This window comes from Pseudomonas sp. B21-051, from assembly GCF_024748795.1.
GTDB classification, from domain to species: domain Bacteria; phylum Pseudomonadota; class Gammaproteobacteria; order Pseudomonadales; family Pseudomonadaceae; genus Aquipseudomonas; species Aquipseudomonas putida_A.
This window is the reverse complement of record NZ_CP087166.1, coordinates 3658672-3675635: the sequence shown is the minus strand read 5'-3', so window position 1 is coordinate 3675635 and position 16964 is coordinate 3658672. Positions and strand designations below refer to the sequence as shown.

The 16964-nt window shown below is 59.3% G+C and carries 13 protein-coding genes; 3 read left to right on the top strand and 10 right to left on the bottom strand.

From position 1 onward, the window contains the following. Nucleotides 1-621: 621 nt before the first annotated feature. From aceA to LOY52_RS16255, 9 genes are all read right to left on the bottom strand, one after another. Complete coding sequence (aceA, locus tag LOY52_RS16295) at nucleotides 622-1947, bottom strand: isocitrate lyase (protein ID WP_003223815.1); 1326 nt, start codon at nucleotides 1945-1947, stop codon at nucleotides 622-624. A 473-nt stretch (nucleotides 1948-2420) separates the two neighbouring features. Next, nucleotides 2421-3158 carry a secretin N-terminal domain-containing protein gene (locus LOY52_RS16290; RefSeq protein ID WP_258675035.1) on the bottom strand — a complete coding sequence of 246 codons (738 nt, stop codon included), beginning with the start codon at nucleotides 3156-3158 and terminating at the stop codon, nucleotides 2421-2423. Nucleotides 3159-3420: 262 nt separating this feature from the next. Beyond that, nucleotides 3421-3846 carry a GNAT family N-acetyltransferase gene (locus LOY52_RS16285; protein WP_003223818.1) on the bottom strand — a complete coding sequence of 142 codons (426 nt, stop codon included), beginning with the start codon at nucleotides 3844-3846 and terminating at the stop codon, nucleotides 3421-3423. Beyond that, nucleotides 3839-5011 carry a cupin domain-containing protein gene (locus LOY52_RS16280; protein ID WP_003223820.1) on the bottom strand — a complete coding sequence of 391 codons (1173 nt, stop codon included), beginning with the start codon at nucleotides 5009-5011 and terminating at the stop codon, nucleotides 3839-3841. Before LOY52_RS16280 ends, LOY52_RS16285 begins: the two co-directional genes overlap by 8 nt. Before the next feature lie 86 nt (nucleotides 5012-5097). Further along, nucleotides 5098-6468, bottom strand: coding sequence for an adenylosuccinate lyase (purB, locus tag LOY52_RS16275; RefSeq protein ID WP_047601685.1), 1371 nt, complete (start codon nucleotides 6466-6468; stop codon nucleotides 5098-5100). A 127-nt stretch (nucleotides 6469-6595) separates the two neighbouring features. Continuing rightward, complete coding sequence (gene hflD, locus LOY52_RS16270; RefSeq protein ID WP_003223824.1) at nucleotides 6596-7219, bottom strand: high frequency lysogenization protein HflD; 624 nt, start codon at nucleotides 7217-7219, stop codon at nucleotides 6596-6598. Further along, nucleotides 7216-8340: a tRNA 2-thiouridine(34) synthase MnmA gene (mnmA, locus tag LOY52_RS16265; protein ID WP_258675034.1), complete on the bottom strand. Its 1125-nt coding sequence runs from the start codon at nucleotides 8338-8340 to the stop codon at nucleotides 7216-7218. The genes hflD and mnmA overlap by 4 nt, the downstream gene beginning before the upstream one ends. Before the next feature lie 59 nt (nucleotides 8341-8399). Next, entirely contained in the window at nucleotides 8400-8846 is a 447-nt protein-coding gene (locus LOY52_RS16260; RefSeq protein ID WP_103486069.1) for an NUDIX hydrolase, read from the bottom strand. 190 nt (nucleotides 8847-9036) lie between these two features. After that, complete coding sequence (locus LOY52_RS16255) at nucleotides 9037-11262, bottom strand: NADP-dependent isocitrate dehydrogenase (protein WP_103369315.1); 2226 nt, start codon at nucleotides 11260-11262, stop codon at nucleotides 9037-9039. 481 nt (nucleotides 11263-11743) lie between these two features. On the opposite strand from LOY52_RS16255, the gene icd reads away from it, so the two are divergent. Continuing rightward, nucleotides 11744-13000 (top strand): NADP-dependent isocitrate dehydrogenase, encoded by a 1257-nt coding sequence (gene icd / locus LOY52_RS16250; RefSeq protein WP_003223831.1) that lies wholly within the window; start codon nucleotides 11744-11746, stop codon nucleotides 12998-13000. Nucleotides 13001-13061: 61 nt separating this feature from the next. On the opposite strand, the gene LOY52_RS16245 is transcribed toward icd, so the two are convergent. Continuing rightward, nucleotides 13062-13343 (bottom strand): cold shock domain-containing protein, encoded by a 282-nt coding sequence (locus tag LOY52_RS16245; RefSeq protein ID WP_258675032.1) that lies wholly within the window; start codon nucleotides 13341-13343, stop codon nucleotides 13062-13064. Nucleotides 13344-13567: 224 nt separating this feature from the next. Between LOY52_RS16245 and clpS the strand changes: the two genes are divergently transcribed. Then, nucleotides 13568-13951 (top strand): ATP-dependent Clp protease adapter ClpS, encoded by a 384-nt coding sequence (gene clpS / locus LOY52_RS16240; protein WP_027614670.1) that lies wholly within the window; start codon nucleotides 13568-13570, stop codon nucleotides 13949-13951. Between the two features lie 30 nt (nucleotides 13952-13981). Further along, the gene (gene clpA / locus LOY52_RS16235) at nucleotides 13982-16252 is read left to right on the top strand and encodes an ATP-dependent Clp protease ATP-binding subunit ClpA (RefSeq protein ID WP_007964841.1); all 2271 of its coding nucleotides are present in this window, start codon (nucleotides 13982-13984) and stop codon (nucleotides 16250-16252) included. The last annotated feature ends 712 nt before the right edge of the window (nucleotides 16253-16964 follow it).

The window sequence follows — 16964 nt, the reverse complement described above, 5'->3', positions numbered from 1 at the left end:
ACACCTCCAATGCCCTGTAGCCCGTGCGTGGCGGGCATTAGCCGGGTTTCGGTGAATTATGTTTTGTAGGAAATGTAACGAACATAGTTGCTGCTAAATGATAATTGATATCGTTTGGAGTGGTTTTGTAACTGTTTGGCGGTGCAGTAATCAGGAAGTTGTCTTATATGCCCGTTACTGCAAGTAGCGGTGGCGCCAGTTTTAGCTGATTTTTCTGACGTGTGTACCGCTCTGGATCAATGTTTTGTCTCGCAGGCTGAAGACGAAACCTGTGGGAGCGAGCCTGCTCGCGAATGCGGTGAGTCAGTCGCCGCATGTGCAAGCTGACAAAGCGCCTTCGCGAGCAGGCTCGCTCCCGCAAGGTTTCGTGGCGCTTGGGAGTTCTATAGCCCAACACATGCCCGCTGTAGGAGCTGCCGAAGGCTGCGATCTTTTGATTTTGCTTTTTTAAAAACAAGATCAAAAGATCGCAGCCTTCGGCAGCTCCTACAGGGGTTTTGTGGTGTTTGGGGAATTCGGCGGGCAAAAAAAACGCCCCGAACCAGTCGGGGCGTCAGTCTTGCGGCTTTGCGGTTAGCTTTTCATCCGATCCGCAAAGGCCGTTTGCTCAGCGAAGCCGAATCAGTGGAACTGTTCTTCTTCGGTCGAACCGGTCAGCGCGGTTACCGACGACGAGCCGCCCTGGATCACGGTGGTCATGTCGTCGAAGTAGCCGGTGCCCACTTCCTGCTGGTGAGCCACGAAGGTGTAACCCTTGGCGGCGTCAGCGAATTCCTGCTCCTGCAGCTTCACGTAGGCAGTCATGTCGTTGCGGGCGTAGTCGTGCGCCAGGTTGAACATGCTGTGCCACATGTTGTGAATGCCAGCCAAGGTGATGAACTGGTGCTTGTAGCCCATGGCGGACAGTTCGCGCTGGAACTTGGCGATGGTCGCGTCGTCCAGGTTTTTCTTCCAGTTGAAGGAAGGCGAGCAGTTGTACGACAGCAGTTGGTCCGGGTATTCCTTCTTGATCGCTTCGGCGAAGCGACGGGCTTCTTCCAGATCCGGCTTGGCGGTTTCGCACCAGATCAGGTCAGCGTAAGGCGCGTAAGCCAGGCCACGGGCAATCGCCTGGTCCAGACCGGCACGTACTTTGTAGAAACCTTCCTGAGTACGTTCGCCAGTCACGAACGGCTGGTCGTACGGGTCGCAGTCCGAAGTCAGCAGGTCAGCGGCGTTGGCGTCGGTGCGGGCCAGGATGATGGTCGGCGTACCGGCAACGTCTGCAGCCAAGCGAGCAGCGGTCAGCTTCTGTACCGCTTCCTGAGTTGGAACCAGTACCTTGCCGCCCATGTGACCGCATTTCTTCACGGAAGCCAGTTGGTCTTCGAAGTGCACGCCGGCGGCGCCTGCTTCGATCATGCTCTTCATCAGCTCGTAGGCGTTCAGCACGCCGCCGAAACCGGCTTCAGCGTCAGCCACGATTGGCGCGAAGTAGTCGATGTAGCCTTCGTCGCCCGGGTTCTTGCCGGCTTTCCACTGGATCTGGTCAGCACGACGGAACGAGTTGTTGATGCGCTTGACCACGGTTGGCACCGAGTCCACCGGGTACAGCGACTGGTCCGGGTACATCGATTCGGCGGAGTTGTTGTCCGCAGCCACTTGCCAGCCCGACAGGTAGATCGCCTGGATACCGGCCTTGACCTGCTGAACAGCCTGGCCGCCGGTCAGGGCACCCATGCAGTTGACGAAATCTTTCTCTGGGCGGAAGGACGGCTTGGCACCCTGGGTCACCAGGTTCCACAGCTTCTCGGCGCCCATTTTCGCAAAGGTGTGCTCAGGTTGAACCGAGCCACGCAGACGGACGACGTCAGCAGCGGAGTAAGTGCGAGTCACGCCTTTCCAGCGCGGGTTTTCAGCCCAGTCTTTTTCAAGGGCTGCAATTTGCTGTTCGCGTGTCAGTGCCATGGAGATAAACCTCGTCGCGTCTTTATGAAAAGTTGTTCTGCGGTGGAAAATTCCTGCGCTCGCTGACCAGAAGCTTAGGTGGTCAAGTCGGGTTCGGCGGGGGAGGCGACGGGATGAACGATGGGCTCGAGGGGAAGTGAGCAGGTAGTGGCGGACTGCGGGCGCATGCGGGCGTCGTGGGCCTTTATACGAACTACAGCGTGAAGCCGGGTTACCTAATTACGCTTCCGTCCCTCGGGACAACTTCGTTCCAGTCGGCAACCTCGTCAAACACACCTTGTGGGCGGTACAGACACGAAGCGGTTCGCGGGGTAGGTGCGAACGTCGCTTCGAAGGCCCTTGCCAGGGCCTCTGATTAGCGGGAGCGAGGCCATCATGCCTTCGCTTTTTTGGCTCGTCAAACGTTTTGTAGTGCTTTTTTTCAAGCACTACATCTTTCGTCTAATACGACTAATCAGTCAGTTTTCGGTGCTTTAGTCCAGGGCGTCGACTTTCACCCGTAAAGTCATGTCATCCCGGCCTTGAGTCGAGTAGCTGCGGCTCTGGCTCTGTTTGTCGGCCTGGGTTTCACGGTTTACGCCGGCAAGGGTGATCCATTCACCGAGGCGTCCGCTGACTGTTGTGTCGGTACTTTGCACGTTCACTACATCTGGGCGTTCCTGGCTCATGCGGTCACGGTTGGTACTGATTGCCAGGTGAACGATGTCGCCGGTGACGCTGGCGGTGACGTAGAAGCCTTGAGTGACGTTGCGGTATTGGGTCTGGCTACTGTAGTCGCCGTAGGAGTTGGTCTGGCTGCTGGTGATCGGCACGCTCTGGCCGACCTGGATCAGCGCCGGCGCGCCTTCACTGGCCTGAATCTGCTGGGTGCCGCCGTCACGGCTGGCGGTGCTGTAATTGATGATCCGGGTTTGTTGGTCGCCGGTGTTCTGCTGGTTGTTTTCGTTGGTGTCGACGGTGATCAGCAGGCGCTTGGGCGCAGTATCGAGCTGGGTGATCAGTGCTTTGACTTCCTGAATCTTGTCCGGCTCGGCCTTGATGATCAGTTGATTGCCATAAGCGCTGACCTGGCCATCCTTGCCGATGAAGTCTTGCGCCATCGGCAGCATGTCGGCGCTGGTGCGGTACTTGAGGGGCACGATTTCTGTGGCTGCCATCACCGAAAAACTGCAAGCGAGCAGCAGGGTGGTGAGCAGGGTGCGTAGGGACATGTCCGTTATCTCCGCTTTCGAAAGGCTTGATATTGCCAGTTTGTCGGCCCGGGGTGGGGCAAGTTGAATCGTAGACAGCAAAACGCCCCGGCATCCGAAAATGGCGGGGCGTTTTTAGGGTGCTCACATACCGCTTTTTGTGGCGAGGGAGCTTGCTCCCGCTGGGCTGCGTAGCAGACCCCGGATTTTCAGGGCCGCTTCGCGCCCCAGCGGGAGCAAGCTCCCTCGCCACAGGGTTTCACAGGTATGGGATCTCTACTGATCAAGCCGAATGCCGAACCATATCGACATGCGGAATCCCGGCTTCGAGGAATTCCTCGCTGACCAGGCTGAAGCCCAGGCGCTCATAGAACGCTGTGGCCTGTACCTGGGCGCTGAGCATCTGCTGCTGCAGGCCGCGGGCTTCGGCTTCGGCGATGACCGCTTGCATCAGCGCGTCGCCCACCTTCATCCCGCGCCAGTCCTTCAGTACCGAAACCCGGCCAATGTGCCCGTCGGGCAGCAGGCGGGCGGTGCCGATCGGAAAGTCGCCTTCGAACGCCAGAAAATGCACGGCGGTCGCGTCATCGGCGTCCCATTCAAGCTCGGGTGGCACCGATTGTTCGGCGATGAACACCGTTTCACGAATGCGCCGGATCTCGGCGTTGTCCTTTTGCCAGTCTGCGACACGTACGCGAATCTTATTCATCGGCAAATCCCAGGCTGCCCTGTTTGACCAGTTCGCACAGCAGGCCGCGACCGTCTTCGTCGTTCAGCCACTCGCCGAGATTGTCGACGTGCAGCGCATCGGCGGCGCAGATCATCTTCAGCAGCTCGCGCAGCTTGCCCGGCAGGTAACGGCTCTGGCCGCTGGCGAACAGCAGCAGGTCGTCATCGACTTCCGACCAGGCCAGGCGCGCGCTCGGGTTGCGGATCAGCACGGCGCCGTCCTGCAGAGCGTTGAGGAAGTCGTCTTCTTCAACGTCTTCCGGGCCGACCACCAGTTCCGGGTAGCGCGGTTCGGTCATGTACTGGCCGAACCAGGTCAGCAGCAGGCGCTCGTCGCTCATGTGCTCGGCGAGCAGGCTTTTCAGGCGGCCGAGCGCGTCGTGCTGGATCTGATGCGGATCATCGCTGACCGGTTTCGCATCGGCGTCGGTGTAGCGTTCTTCATCAGTCAGGAACTGGCTGAGGAAGTCGGTGAAGTGGGTCAGCACTTCCGAGGCGCTTGGGGCGCGGAAACCGACCGAGTAGGTCATGCAATTGTCGACGGCGACACCGCAGTGGGCCAGGCGCGGTGGCAGGTAGAGCATGTCGCCCGGTTCCAGCACCCATTCTTCGGTCTCGTGGAATTCGGCGAGGATGCGCAGATCCGCGTGCTGCAGCAGCGGGCTTTCGGAGTCGCACATCTGGCCGATTTTCCAGTTGCGCTGGCCGTGGCCTTGCAGCAGGAACACGTCATAGTTGTCGAAGTGCGGACCGACGCTGCCACCCGGGGCGGCGAAGCTGATCATCACATCATCGACGCGCCAGCTCGGCAGGAAGCGGAAGTTTTCCAGCAGCTCGCTGACTTCCGGGACAAATTGGTCAACGGCCTGAACGAGCAAAGTCCACTCTTTTTCCGGCAGTTTGCTGAATTCGTCTTCGGCGAACGGGCCGCGACGCAGCTCCCACGGACGCTCGCCGTGCTCGATCACCAGGCGCGACTCGACCTCTTCTTCCAGGGCCAGGCCGGCCAGCTCGTCGGCGTCGATCGGGCTTTCGAAGTCAGGGATGGCCTGACGGATCAGCAGCGGCTTTTTCTGCCAGTAATCGCGCATGAATTCGCGCGCCGTGAGACCGCCCAGAAGTTGAAGAGGAGTATCAGGATTCATGTGTAACCTATTGAAAAAAAGCATTTTTCAGACGGGAATAAAAACGCCCGGCGCGGCCGGGCGTCTCAAACGGGTCAAGCGGTGAATCAGATGCGTCTGGCTTGCGCTACAGCGTTGCCGATGTAGTTGGCCGGGGTCAGCTGTTTCAGCTCGGCTTTCGCTTCGGCTGGCATGTCCAGGCCGTCGATGAAAGTCTGCAGCGCTTCCGGGCTGATGCCCTTGCCGCGAGTCAGTTCTTTGAGCTTTTCGTACGGGTTTTCGATGTTGTAGCGGCGCATCACGGTCTGGATCGGCTCGGCCAGCACTTCCCAGCAAGCGTCGAGGTCAGCGGCAATCTTCTGCTCGTTGAGCTCCAGTTTGCTGATGCCTTTGAGGCTGGCTTCGTAGGCGATCACGCTGTGAGCGAAGCCCACGCCGAGGTTGCGCAGTACGGTGGAGTCGGTCAGGTCGCGCTGCCAGCGGGAGATCGGCAGCTTGCTCGCCAGGTGCTGGAACAGTGCGTTGGCGATGCCCAGGTTGCCTTCGGAGTTTTCGAAGTCGATCGGGTTGACCTTGTGCGGCATGGTCGACGAACCGATTTCGCCGGCGATGGTGCGCTGTTTGAAATAACCCAGGGAGATGTAGCCCCAGATGTCACGGTCGAAGTCGATCAGGATGGTGTTGAAGCGTGCGATTGCGTCGAACAGCTCGGCGATGTAGTCGTGCGGTTCGATCTGCGTGGTGTACGGGTTGAAGCCCAGACCCAGCTCGTCTTCGATGAAGGCGCGGGCGTTGGCTTCCCAGTCGATCTGTGGGTAGGCCGACAGGTGCGCATTGTAGTTGCCCACGGCGCCGTTGATCTTGCCCAGCAGCGGCACGGCAGCGACCTGAGCGATCTGGCGCTCGAGACGGTAAACCACGTTCGCCAGCTCTTTACCCAAAGTAGTCGGGGAGGCCGGTTGGCCGTGGGTGCGCGACAGCATCGGCACGTCGGCGAAACGGATCGCCAGTTCGCGGATGGCGTTGGCGGTCTGGCGCATCAGCGGCAACATCACGTCGTCACGGCCTTCGCGCAGCATCAGGGCGTGGGACAGGTTGTTGATGTCTTCACTGGTACAGGCAAAGTGGATGAACTCGCTGACCTTGGCCAGCTCCGGCAGCTTGGCCGCCTGCTCCTTGAGCAGGTATTCGATCGCCTTGACGTCGTGGTTGGTGGTGCGCTCGATCTCTTTGACGCGCTCAGCGTGCTCCAGCGAGAAGTTTTCAGCCAGTTCATTGAGAACGGCGTTGGCCTCGGCGGAGAAGGCGGGCACTTCCGGGATGCCGGCGTGGGCGGCCAGGCGCTGGAGCCAGCGCACTTCAACCAGGACGCGGGCACGGATCAGGCCGTACTCGCTGAAAATCGGGCGCAGGGCCTGGGTTTTGCCGGCGTAGCGGCCGTCAACAGGGGAAACCGCAGTGAGCGAAGAGAGCTGCATGGGGTGTTCTCGGACAGTCGGGCAACGAAATGGGGCGCGTATCATACATGAAAAAATCCGCCGGTCCGTTGCCAACTGACCGGCGTATTACGCGCTACAGACTACAAAGCTTTTATTGCGCGACGATTTACTCGCTGCGCATCAATGGATACAGCTCTTTGAGCAGCTTGCGCCGGCTGATCACCAACTGCCAGCGGTGGCCGCCGAGCTGTCGCCACAGGCGTGCCGAACGGATGCCGGCCAGCAGCAGAGCGCGAATCTTCGAGGCGTTGCTCGGCTGCTGCAGGTTGCGCATGTCGCCATGCACCTGAATCCGCTGGCGCAGGGTGCTCAGGGTGTCCTGATACAGCGCACCGCAGGCGGCGATCACGTTTTCGTGAGCCGGGCCGAAGTGTTCGACCTGCGACTGGATCTGCGGCAGGCGCTTGCCAATGGTGTCGAGCATGTCGTCACGTTTGGCCAGTTGCCGTTCGAGACCGAGCATCGACAGGGCGTAGCGCAGCGGCTCGCGCTGCAGGGTGCTCGGGTCGCGCTCCAGAGCGCCGATCAATGCGCGATAACCCTCGCGCAGATTGAGGTCGTCGCCGCCGTACACATCCAGTGTGTCCTTCGGGTCGCGTACCAGCAGGCTGCCGAGCATGCAGCTCAGGCCGGCCTCGCTGGTCTGCCCGGTCTTGGCGATCCGGTCGACCAGCACGGCGGCGAGAAACACGCCGCCCAGCGCCGTCAGTTGCTCCTGAGTCGGGCTCATGCCTGGCCGCTCCACGGCTCGGCCACTTCGATCACGCCGCCACCGAGGCAGATTTCACCGTCGTAGAACACCACGGACTGGCCCGGGGTCACCGCGCGCTGCGGTTCGTCGAACACGGCGCGGTAGCCGCTGGCGGTTTTTTCCAGGGTGCAGGCCTGATCGCTCTGGCGATAACGCACTTTGGCGGTGAGGCGCAGCGGCTGGCTCAGGTCGATCGGATTGACCCAGTAGATTTCCGAAGCGAGCAGGGCACTGGAGAACAGCCACGGATGGTTGTTGCCCTGACCGACGATCAGCTCGTTGGTGTCCAGATCCTTGCGCAGCACGTACCACGGCTCGTCGCCCGCATCTTTCAGGCCGCCGATGCCCAGGCCCTGACGCTGACCGATGGTGTGGTACATCAAGCCGTGGTGACGGCCGATGACTTCGTCTTCGGTGGTTTTGATTTCGCCCGGTTGCGCCGGCAGGTATTGCTTGAGGAAGTCACTGAAACGTCGCTCGCCGATGAAGCAGATCCCGGTGGAATCCTTCTTCTTGGCGGTCGCCAGCTCGTATTTCTCGGCAATGGCGCGAACTTCCGGCTTTTCCAGTTCACCGACCGGGAACAAGGTCTTGGCGATCTGTTCGCCGCCAACGGCGTGCAGGAAGTAGCTCTGATCCTTGTTCGGATCGAGGCCCTTGAGCAGTTCGGTGCGACCATCGATGTCGCGACGGCGCACATAGTGGCCGGTGGCGATCAGGTCGGCGCCAAGCATCATGGCGTAGTCGAGGAACGCCTTGAACTTGATCTCGCGGTTGCACAGGATGTCCGGGTTCGGCGTGCGACCGGCCTTGTATTCGGCGAGGAAGTGCTCGAACACGTTGTCCCAGTACTCGGCGGCGAAGTTGGCGGTGTGCAGCTTGATACCGATCTTGTCGCACACGGCCTGGGCATCCGCCAGGTCGTCCATGGCGGTGCAGTATTCCGTTCCGTCGTCTTCTTCCCAGTTCTTCATGAACAGGCCTTCCACTTCAAAGCCCTGCTCGATCAGCAGGAGAGCGGAAACGGAAGAGTCCACGCCGCCGGACATGCCGACAATGACGCGCTTCTTGGATGTGTCAGAAGGGGCTGGATCACGCATAGGGATTCAATGAGTGTCTTGAAAAAGGACGCGATTCTAGCAGGCTCACGGCCTCAAGGCTAAAGAGAAGGGCGGATCAGTTCGAGACTGAAGTGATGACCGGCCAGATAGTCGTCGATGCAGCGGATGATCAGCTCGCTGCGCCAGTTGTCGCGCTGAGCGATTAATTCGCTACGGGTCAACCACTTGGCGCCGACGATGCCGTCGTCGAGTTGATAGTCCGGATGGTGTTTCACCGCTTTGGCGCTGAAGCACACGCGTTGATAAGTCACACCGTTGCTCGGCGCGGTGTACAGGTAAATTCCGACCACCCCGGTGGGTTCGACGTCCCAGCCGGTTTCTTCGAGGGTTTCGCGGATGGCGGCTTCGATCAGGGTTTCGTCCGGATCCAGGTGACCGGCGGGCTGGTTGAGCACATTACGCCCGGCCTTGTGCTCTTCGACCATCAGGAAACGGCCGTTGTCTTCGACGATGGTGGCGACGGTGATGTGGGGGAGCCATTCCATAAGGTTTCCTCGACGGTAGCGCAGTCAACTGTGGGAGCGAGCCTGCTCGCGAAAGCGGTGGGTCAGTCAACGAAGGTGGTGAATGATAAACCGCATTCGCGAGCAGGCTCGCTCCCACATGGGATTTATGTGAATTCCGAAACACAAACCCCGGCACACGGCCGGGGTTTGTGATGTTCCCTTTACAACCTTAAACCAGCGCAGCAATCGCCGCGTTGAAGGTTGCGCTTGGGCGCATGGCCTTGCTGATCAGCTCGGCGTCGGCGTGGTAGTAACCGCCGATGTCGACTGGCTTGCCCTGCACGGCGTTGAGCTCGGCAACGATGGTCGCCTCGTTCTCGGTCAGGGTTTTGGCCAGGGTCGCGAACTGCGCTTGCAGTGCAGCGTCTTCGGTCTGGGCGGCCAGGGCCTGAGCCCAGTACAGCGCCAGGTAGAAGTGGCTGCCGCGGTTGTCGATGTTGCCGACTTTGCGCGATGGCGACTTGTTGTTGTCGAGGAACTGACCGGTGGCCTGGTCCAGGGTTTTCGACAGAACCAGCGCTTTCGGGTTGTTGTAGTTCACACCCAAATGTTCGAGGGACGCTGCCAGCGCGAGGAATTCGCCCAGCGAATCCCAACGCAGGAAGTTCTCTTCAACCAGTTGCTGCACGTGTTTCGGCGCCGAACCGCCGGCGCCGGTTTCGAACAGACCACCGCCGTTCATCAGCGGCACGATCGACAGCATCTTGGCGCTGGTGCCCAGTTCCATGATCGGGAACAGGTCGGTCAGGTAGTCGCGCAGTACGTTGCCGGTCACCGAAATGGTGTCCTTGCCTTCGCGGGTGCGCTGCAGGGTGTACTTCATGGCATCGACCGGCGCCATGATCTGGATGTCCAGACCGCTGGTGTCGTGATCCTTCAGGTAAGCCTGAACCTTCTCGATCACTACGCCGTCGTGGGCGCGCATCGGGTCCAGCCAGAAGATCGCCGGAGTGCTGCTGGCGCGAGCACGGTTGACGGCCAGTTTGACCCAGTCCTGGATTGGCGCGTCTTTGGTCTGGCACATGCGGAAGATGTCGCCGGCTTCAACAGCCTGTTCCATCAGCAGCTTGCCCTTGCTGTCGGTAACGCGAACCACGCCGTCAGCCTTGATCTGGAAAGTCTTGTCGTGCGAGCCGTACTCTTCGGCTTTCTTCGCCATCAGGCCAACGTTCGGCACGCTGCCCATGGTGGTCGGATCAAACGCGCCATTGGCTTTGCAATCTTCGATCACGGCCTGGTAGATGGTCGCGTAGCAACGATCCGGGATCACCGCCTTGGTGTCGTGCAGCTGACCGTCGGTGCCCCACATCTTGCCGGAGTCACGGATCATCGCTGGCATCGAGGCGTCGACAATGACGTCGCTCGGCACGTGCAGGTTGGTGATGCCCTTGTCGGAGTTGACCATCGCCAGCGACGGACGCGCGGCGTAGACCGCTGCGATGTCAGCTTCGATCTGTGCTTGCTGCTCGGCCGGCAGGGCCTTGATGCGCGCGTACAGGTCGCCGATGCCGTTGTTCAGGTTGAAGCCGATCTGGGCCAGCACGTCAGCGTGCTTGGTCAGGGCATCTTTATAGAACTCGGCAACGATCTGGCCGAACATGATCGGGTCGGAGACCTTCATCATGGTTGCTTTCAGGTGAACCGAAAGCAGCACGCCCTGGGCCTTGGCGCTTTCGATTTCAGCGGCGATGAACGCGCGCAGGGCGTTTTTGCTCATCACGGCGCAGTCGAGGATCTCGCCAGCCTGAACGCTGGTTTTTTCTTTCAGGACGGTCGCGGTGCCGTCTTTGGCGATCAGCTCGATTTTCACAGCGTCAGCGGCGTCGATCAGGGCAGCTTTTTCGCTGCCGTAGAAATCGCCGGTGCTCATGTGAGCGACGTGGGATTTGGAATCTTTGGCCCAGGCGCCCATTTTGTGCGGGTGCTTGCGAGCGTAGTTTTTTACCGACAGCGGAGCGCGGCGGTCGGAGTTGCCTTCACGCAGAACCGGGTTCACGGCGCTGCCCTTGACCTTGTCGTAACGCGCCTTGGCTTCTTTTTCGGCGTCGTTGGTCACGGTTTCCGGGTAGTCCGGCAGGTTGTAACCCTGGGCTTGCAGCTCTTTGATCGCCGCTTGCAGCTGAGGCACCGAAGCACTGATGTTCGGCAGCTTGATGATGTTGGCTTCAGGCGTAACGGCCAGGTCGCCCAGTTCGGCGAGGTGGTCGGCTACGGCTTTGTCGCCCAGTTGCTCGGGGAAGCTGGCCAGAATGCGCGCTGCAAGAGAGATATCGCGGGTTTCCACGGCGATATCGGCCGAGGCGGTGTAAGCCTCGATGATCGGCAGCAGGGAATAGGTGGCGAGGGCTGGAGCTTCGTCGGTGAAGGTATAGATGATCTTCGAGCGGGTGGGCATATTCGGATTAACTCTCTCTTCTTTGCTAAAGCGTGCGCAGAAACTCGAGGGGCGCCGGGTAAGCGCGTTCGTTCAAAGTCATCCATGAACCGAATGTCGAGATTCTTCGCGGTGATGTTGGGTGCATCAGTAGAGCGTCAAGCAGTCAGGCTGCGGTAACAACCCGACCAATCAGGCGGAAAGTCTCGTTCTAGAGAGGCCAGCCGTCGTGACCCTTTGGTCAGCGGGCGGCATTATACATAGGTAGCTGGCAATCTGCCGATGGTTCATATGCAACCAGTCTCGTCCATTGGTCTAAAGGTCGCAGGGGCGGGTGGGGCGTAGAGTCGCTGCGAATGCTTGAGTTTGGCGCTTTTCCCTTTGCTTTCAGGCTTGTACGAAACCAGATGTGCCCGCGCCGTGAACAGAGGGTTTGCGTGTTGATTTAACTGGGTTACGCTCGAACCAAGCCAGATGTTCAATCCAAACAATGGAGTTCAGCATGGGTTACAAGAAGATTCAGGTTCCAGCCGTCGGCGACAAAATCACCGTCAATGCAGACCATTCTCTCAATGTTCCTGATAACCCGATCATCCCCTTCATCGAAGGTGACGGCATTGGCGTCGACGTCAGCCCGGTGATGATCAAAGTGGTTGATGCTGCCGTGGCCAAGGCCTACGGGGGCAAGCGCAAGATTTCCTGGATGGAGGTTTACGCTGGCGAAAAAGCGACTCAGGTCTATGACCAGGACACCTGGCTGCCCCAGGAAACCCTGGACGCCGTCAAAGATTACGTGGTTTCTATCAAAGGCCCGCTGACCACCCCGGTCGGTGGTGGCATCCGCTCCCTCAACGTTGCCCTGCGCCAACAACTCGATCTTTATGTCTGCCTGCGCCCCGTGGTGTGGTTCGAAGGTGTGCCGAGCCCGGTGAAAAAGCCTGGCGACGTCGACATGGTGATCTTCCGCGAGAACTCCGAAGACATTTATGCCGGTATCGAATGGAAGGCCGGCTCCCCTGAGGCCACCAAGGTCATCAAGTTTCTGAAAGAAGAAATGGGCGTCACCAAGATCCGTTTCGACCAGGATTGCGGTATCGGCATCAAGCCTGTTTCCAAGGAGGGCACCAAGCGTCTGGTGCGCAAGGCCTTGCAATACGTGGTGGACAACGACCGCAAGTCGCTGACCATCGTGCACAAGGGCAATATCATGAAATTCACCGAAGGTGCCTTCAAGGACTGGGGCTACGAGGTGGCGAAGGAAGAGTTCGGCGCCGAGCTGCTCGATGGCGGACCATGGATGAAATTCAAGAACCCGAAAACCGGCCGTGAAGTCATCGTCAAGGATGCCATCGCCGACGCCATGCTCCAGCAGATACTGCTGCGTCCGGCCGAGTACGACGTGATCGCCACGCTGAACCTTAACGGTGACTACCTCTCCGACGCCCTGGCGGCGGAAGTGGGCGGTATCGGTATCGCGCCGGGCGCCAACCTGTCCGACACCGTGGCCATGTTCGAGGCGACCCACGGTACCGCGCCGAAGTACGCCGGCAAGGACCAGGTCAACCCGGGTTCGGTAATTCTGTCGGCCGAGATGATGTTGCGTCATCTGGGCTGGACCGAAGCGGCTGACCTGATCATCAAGGGCACTAACGGCGCCATCAAGGCCAAGACTGTGACCTATGACTTCGAACGTCTGATGGAAGGCGCCACGCTGGTGTCTTCTTCGGGCTTCGGTGAGGCGATCATCAAGCACATGTAAATCGTGCAGGTACAAAAAAACCGCCTTCGGGCGGTTTTTTCATGACTGGGTGACGGTTGTGTCAGCCCGACACCGTTTCTGTATGAGGGGCATGCGTAGCCGCTTCGCCTGCCACGGTTGCCGCTTTGATCTTTACCGCGTGCAGGCCTTTGGGCCCCTGGACGATGTCGAAACTGACGATCTGCCCGGCCTTGAGAGTTTTATACCCGTCCATCTCAATGGCCGAGTAGTGGGCAAAGAAATCGACCTCTTTGCCGTCCTCGTCACGTCCTTCCCGGGCGTCGGTGTTGATGAAGCCGAATCCCTTGGCATTGTTGAACCACTTGACCTTGCCGACAGCCATGCTCAAATCCCTCTGCAACAGACTCCATCGCTGGAGTATCATCCAGGACATCCGCAATCTAATCCGTTAAAAGGATTGACTCCGCGGATCTTTTTTACCCACTGTGGGCTCTATTGGTTGTAACACCGTTTTCCCGATAGTCAAGGTGACCGGGCAGTCGGAGTTGAAAAGGTGTACAGCCGCCCCCACCACTGTATTTGCACAACTGACGAACCTTTCTTTCCATGCATGCAATCAGCCAGATTCGACTAACATTCAATCAGGATCGCCCGCTTCTCCAAAAGGATCATCCAGAGGAGCACGACGACGATTCGGCAGGCGTTGCTGTTCAGGAAGCAAAGCCTGCGTTACAGGCGCCGCCGATGTACAAGGTGGTTTTGTTCAACGATGACTACACACCGATGGATTTCGTCGTCGAAGTGCTCGAGGTGTTTTTTAACCTGAATCGCGAGCTGGCGACCAAGGTCATGCTGGCCGTTCACACAGAAGGACGGGCAGTATGTGGAGTGTTTACCCGCGACATCGCCGAGACAAAGGCCATGCAGGTCAACCAGTACGCCAGGGAAAGCCAGCATCCGCTACTCTGTGAAATCGAGAAGGACGGTTAATCGCCGACCACTTGGGTATGAGGTGAAGCTATGTTAAACCGCGAGCTCGAAGTCACCCTCAATCTTGCCTTCAAGGAGGCTCGTTCGAAGCGTCATGAATTCATGACCGTCGAACACCTGCTGCTGGCCCTATTGGACAATGAGGCTGCCGCCACCGTATTGCGTGCCTGCGGCGCAAACCTCGACAAACTCAAGCACGACCTGCAGGAGTTCATCGACTCCACCACGCCACTGATCCCCGTCCATGACGAAGATCGCGAGACCCAGCCAACTCTGGGCTTCCAGCGTGTACTGCAACGTGCTGTCTTTCATGTGCAGAGCTCGGGCAAACGCGAAGTAACCGGCGCCAACGTGCTGGTTGCAATCTTCAGTGAGCAAGAGAGTCAGGCCGTATTCCTGCTGAAACAGCAGAGCGTTGCGCGCATTGATGTCGTCAACTACATCGCCCACGGCATTTCCAAAGTGCCAGGGCACGGCGATCACTCTGAAGGTGAACAAGATATGCAGGACGACGAGGGCGGTGAGTCTTCTTCTTCAGGCAATCCGCTGGATGCTTATGCCAGCAATCTCAACGAACTCGCGCGCCAGGGTCGCATTGATCCGCTGGTCGGCCGCGAATCGGAAGTCGAGCGTGTCGCGCAGATTCTCGCGCGTCGGCGCAAAAACAATCCGTTGCTGGTCGGCGAGGCTGGTGTGGGTAAAACCGCGATTGCCGAAGGTCTGGCCAAGCGGATTGTCGACAACCAGGTGCCGGATCTGCTGGCCAACAGCGTCGTCTATTCGCTCGATCTCGGTGCGCTGCTCGCAGGCACCAAGTATCGCGGTGATTTCGAGAAGCGCTTCAAGGCGCTGCTCAATGAACTGAAAAAACGTCCGCAGGCGATCCTGTTCATCGACGAGATCCACACCATCATCGGGGCGGGCGCTGCGTCCGGTGGCGTGATGGATGCCTCGAACCTGCTCAAGCCGCTGCTGTCGTCTGGCGACATTCGCTGCATCGGCTCGACCACGTTCCAGGAATTCCGTGGCATCTTCGAGAAGGATCGTGCGCTGGCGCGTCGCTTCCAGAAGGTCGATGTCGTCGAACCGTCGGTGGAAGACACCATCGGTATCCTGCGCGGCCTGAAAGGGCGTTTCGAACAGCATCACAACATCGAATACAGCGATGAGTCGTTGCGCGCCGCTGCCGAGCTGGCATCGCGCTACATCAATGACCGGCATATGCCGGACAAGGCCATCGACGTGATCGACGAGGCAGGTGCCTATCAGCGCCTGCAGCCGGTCGAGATGCGCGTCAAACGCATCGAAGTGCCGCAGGTTGAAGACATTGTGGCGAAGATCGCGCGGATTCCGCCGAAACACGTCACCAGCTCCGACAAGGAACTGCTGCGTAACCTGGAGCGCGACCTGAAGCTGACGGTGTTTGGTCAGGATGCGGCGATCGATTCGCTGTCGACCGCGATCAAGCTGTCCCGCGCCGGGCTCAAGTCGCCTGACAAGCCAGTCGGTTCGTTCCTGTTCGCAGGTCCAACCGGTGTCGGTAAAACCGAGGCCGCGCGGCAACTGGCCAAGGCGTTGGGCATCGAGCTGGTGCGCTTCGACATGTCCGAGTACATGGAGCGCCACACCGTATCGCGTCTGATCGGTGCGCCTCCGGGCTATGTCGGCTTTGATCAGGGCGGTCTGTTGACCGAAGCGATCACCAAGCAACCGCACTGCGTATTGCTGCTCGATGAAATCGAGAAGGCGCATCCGGAAGTCTTCAACCTGCTGCTGCAGGTGATGGACCACGGCACGCTCACCGACAACAACGGGCGCAAGGCGGACTTCCGCAACGTCATCGTGATCATGACTACCAACGCCGGTGCCGAAACCGCGGCGCGTGCTTCGATCGGTTTCACCCATCAGGACCACTCGTCTGATGCGATGGAAGTGATCAAGAAGAGCTTCACGCCGGAGTTCCGTAACCGTCTGGACACCATTATCCAGTTTGGTCGCCTCAGTCATGAGGTCATCAAAAGCGTGGTGGACAAGTTCCTTACCGAACTGCAGGCGCAGCTGGAAGACAAGCGTGTGTTGCTGGAGGTTACCGATGCGGCGCGCAGTTGGCTGGCGGCCGGTGGGTATGACTCGGCGATGGGCGCACGGCCGATGGCGCGTCTGATCCAGGACAAGATCAAACGTCCGCTGGCGGAGGAGATTCTGTTTGGCGAGCTGGCCGAGCATGGCGGTGTGGTGCACATCGACATCAAGGATGGTGAGTTGACGTTTGACTTCGAGACTACGGCGGAGATGGCCTGACGGCTTGATGTTGATTGGGAAGGCGCCTTCGGGCGCCTTTTTGCTTTTGGGTGTATATCCATTTTTTGGGTGATGGCTGGCTAAGGTTCCGCCCTTACGGCGGGTCACTTTTGGCAAACGCCCCAAAAGTAACCAAAAAGGCTTTACCCTGACGTTCGGCCCTCGCTTAGGCTCGGGTTCCTTCGCTCCGGGATTCATCCGGGGGGCAGCGCCTACGGTTTGCTTCGCTGCACCTCCTCTCGCTGTGTTTGGCTGCGCCAAACGGTCGCTGCGCTCCCACCCCCGGATCAATCCCTCCACTCAGCCTGCCGACGGGCCCTGAGATCAAAAGCTTTACTCGAGCTAACGCTCATCGTGTTGAGTGGGGCGGCTTCGCCGCATGGGGTGCACGCTCTCTAAATTGTAGGAGCCAGCCTGCTGGCGATGGCGGCCTACGAGCCGACCAGTCTCTAACTGACCACACCCCATCCCTCTGTGGGAGCGAGCTTGCTCGCGAAGGCGGCCTGACAGCCGACCAAATCCCAAACTGAATAAACCCAATCCCCTGTAGGAACTGCCGAAGGCTGTGATCTTTTGATCTGCTTTGGCTTTGGCTTTGGCTCTGGCTCTTGATGTGGCTTTTGATCTGCAGCCCCTTCGGCAGGCCGAGCGTAGGTGTCCATCAGGGGGGTAGGCGCGCAGCGCCATGCGGCGAAGCCGCATACATCGAGAG

Excerpts from the sequence above, each read along its gene's own strand:
- icd (WP_003223831.1), top strand. The coding sequence starts at position 11,744 with ATGGGTTACAAGAAGATTCAGGTTCCAGCCGTCGGCGACAAAATCACC.
- clpA (WP_007964841.1), top strand. The coding sequence starts at position 13,982 with ATGTTAAACCGCGAGCTCGAAGTCACCCTCAATCTTGCCTTCAAGGAG.
- hflD (WP_003223824.1), bottom strand. The coding sequence starts at position 7,219 with ATGAGCCCGACTCAGGAGCAACTGACGGCGCTGGGCGGCGTGTTTCTC.
- purB (WP_047601685.1), bottom strand. The coding sequence starts at position 6,468 with ATGCAGCTCTCTTCGCTCACTGCGGTTTCCCCTGTTGACGGCCGCTAC.
- LOY52_RS16285 (WP_003223818.1), bottom strand. The coding sequence starts at position 3,846 with ATGAATAAGATTCGCGTACGTGTCGCAGACTGGCAAAAGGACAACGCC.
- LOY52_RS16290 (WP_258675035.1), bottom strand. The coding sequence starts at position 3,158 with ATGTCCCTACGCACCCTGCTCACCACCCTGCTGCTCGCTTGCAGTTTT.
- LOY52_RS16255 (WP_103369315.1), bottom strand. The coding sequence starts at position 11,262 with ATGCCCACCCGCTCGAAGATCATCTATACCTTCACCGACGAAGCTCCA.
- LOY52_RS16245 (WP_258675032.1), bottom strand. The coding sequence starts at position 13,343 with ATGGCTGTCGGCAAGGTCAAGTGGTTCAACAATGCCAAGGGATTCGGC.
- LOY52_RS16280 (WP_003223820.1), bottom strand. The coding sequence starts at position 5,011 with ATGAATCCTGATACTCCTCTTCAACTTCTGGGCGGTCTCACGGCGCGC.
- clpS (WP_027614670.1), top strand. The coding sequence starts at position 13,568 with ATGCATGCAATCAGCCAGATTCGACTAACATTCAATCAGGATCGCCCG.
- aceA (WP_003223815.1), bottom strand. The coding sequence starts at position 1,947 with ATGGCACTGACACGCGAACAGCAAATTGCAGCCCTTGAAAAAGACTGG.
- mnmA (WP_258675034.1), bottom strand. The coding sequence starts at position 8,340 with ATGCGTGATCCAGCCCCTTCTGACACATCCAAGAAGCGCGTCATTGTC.
- LOY52_RS16260 (WP_103486069.1), bottom strand. The coding sequence starts at position 8,846 with ATGGAATGGCTCCCCCACATCACCGTCGCCACCATCGTCGAAGACAAC.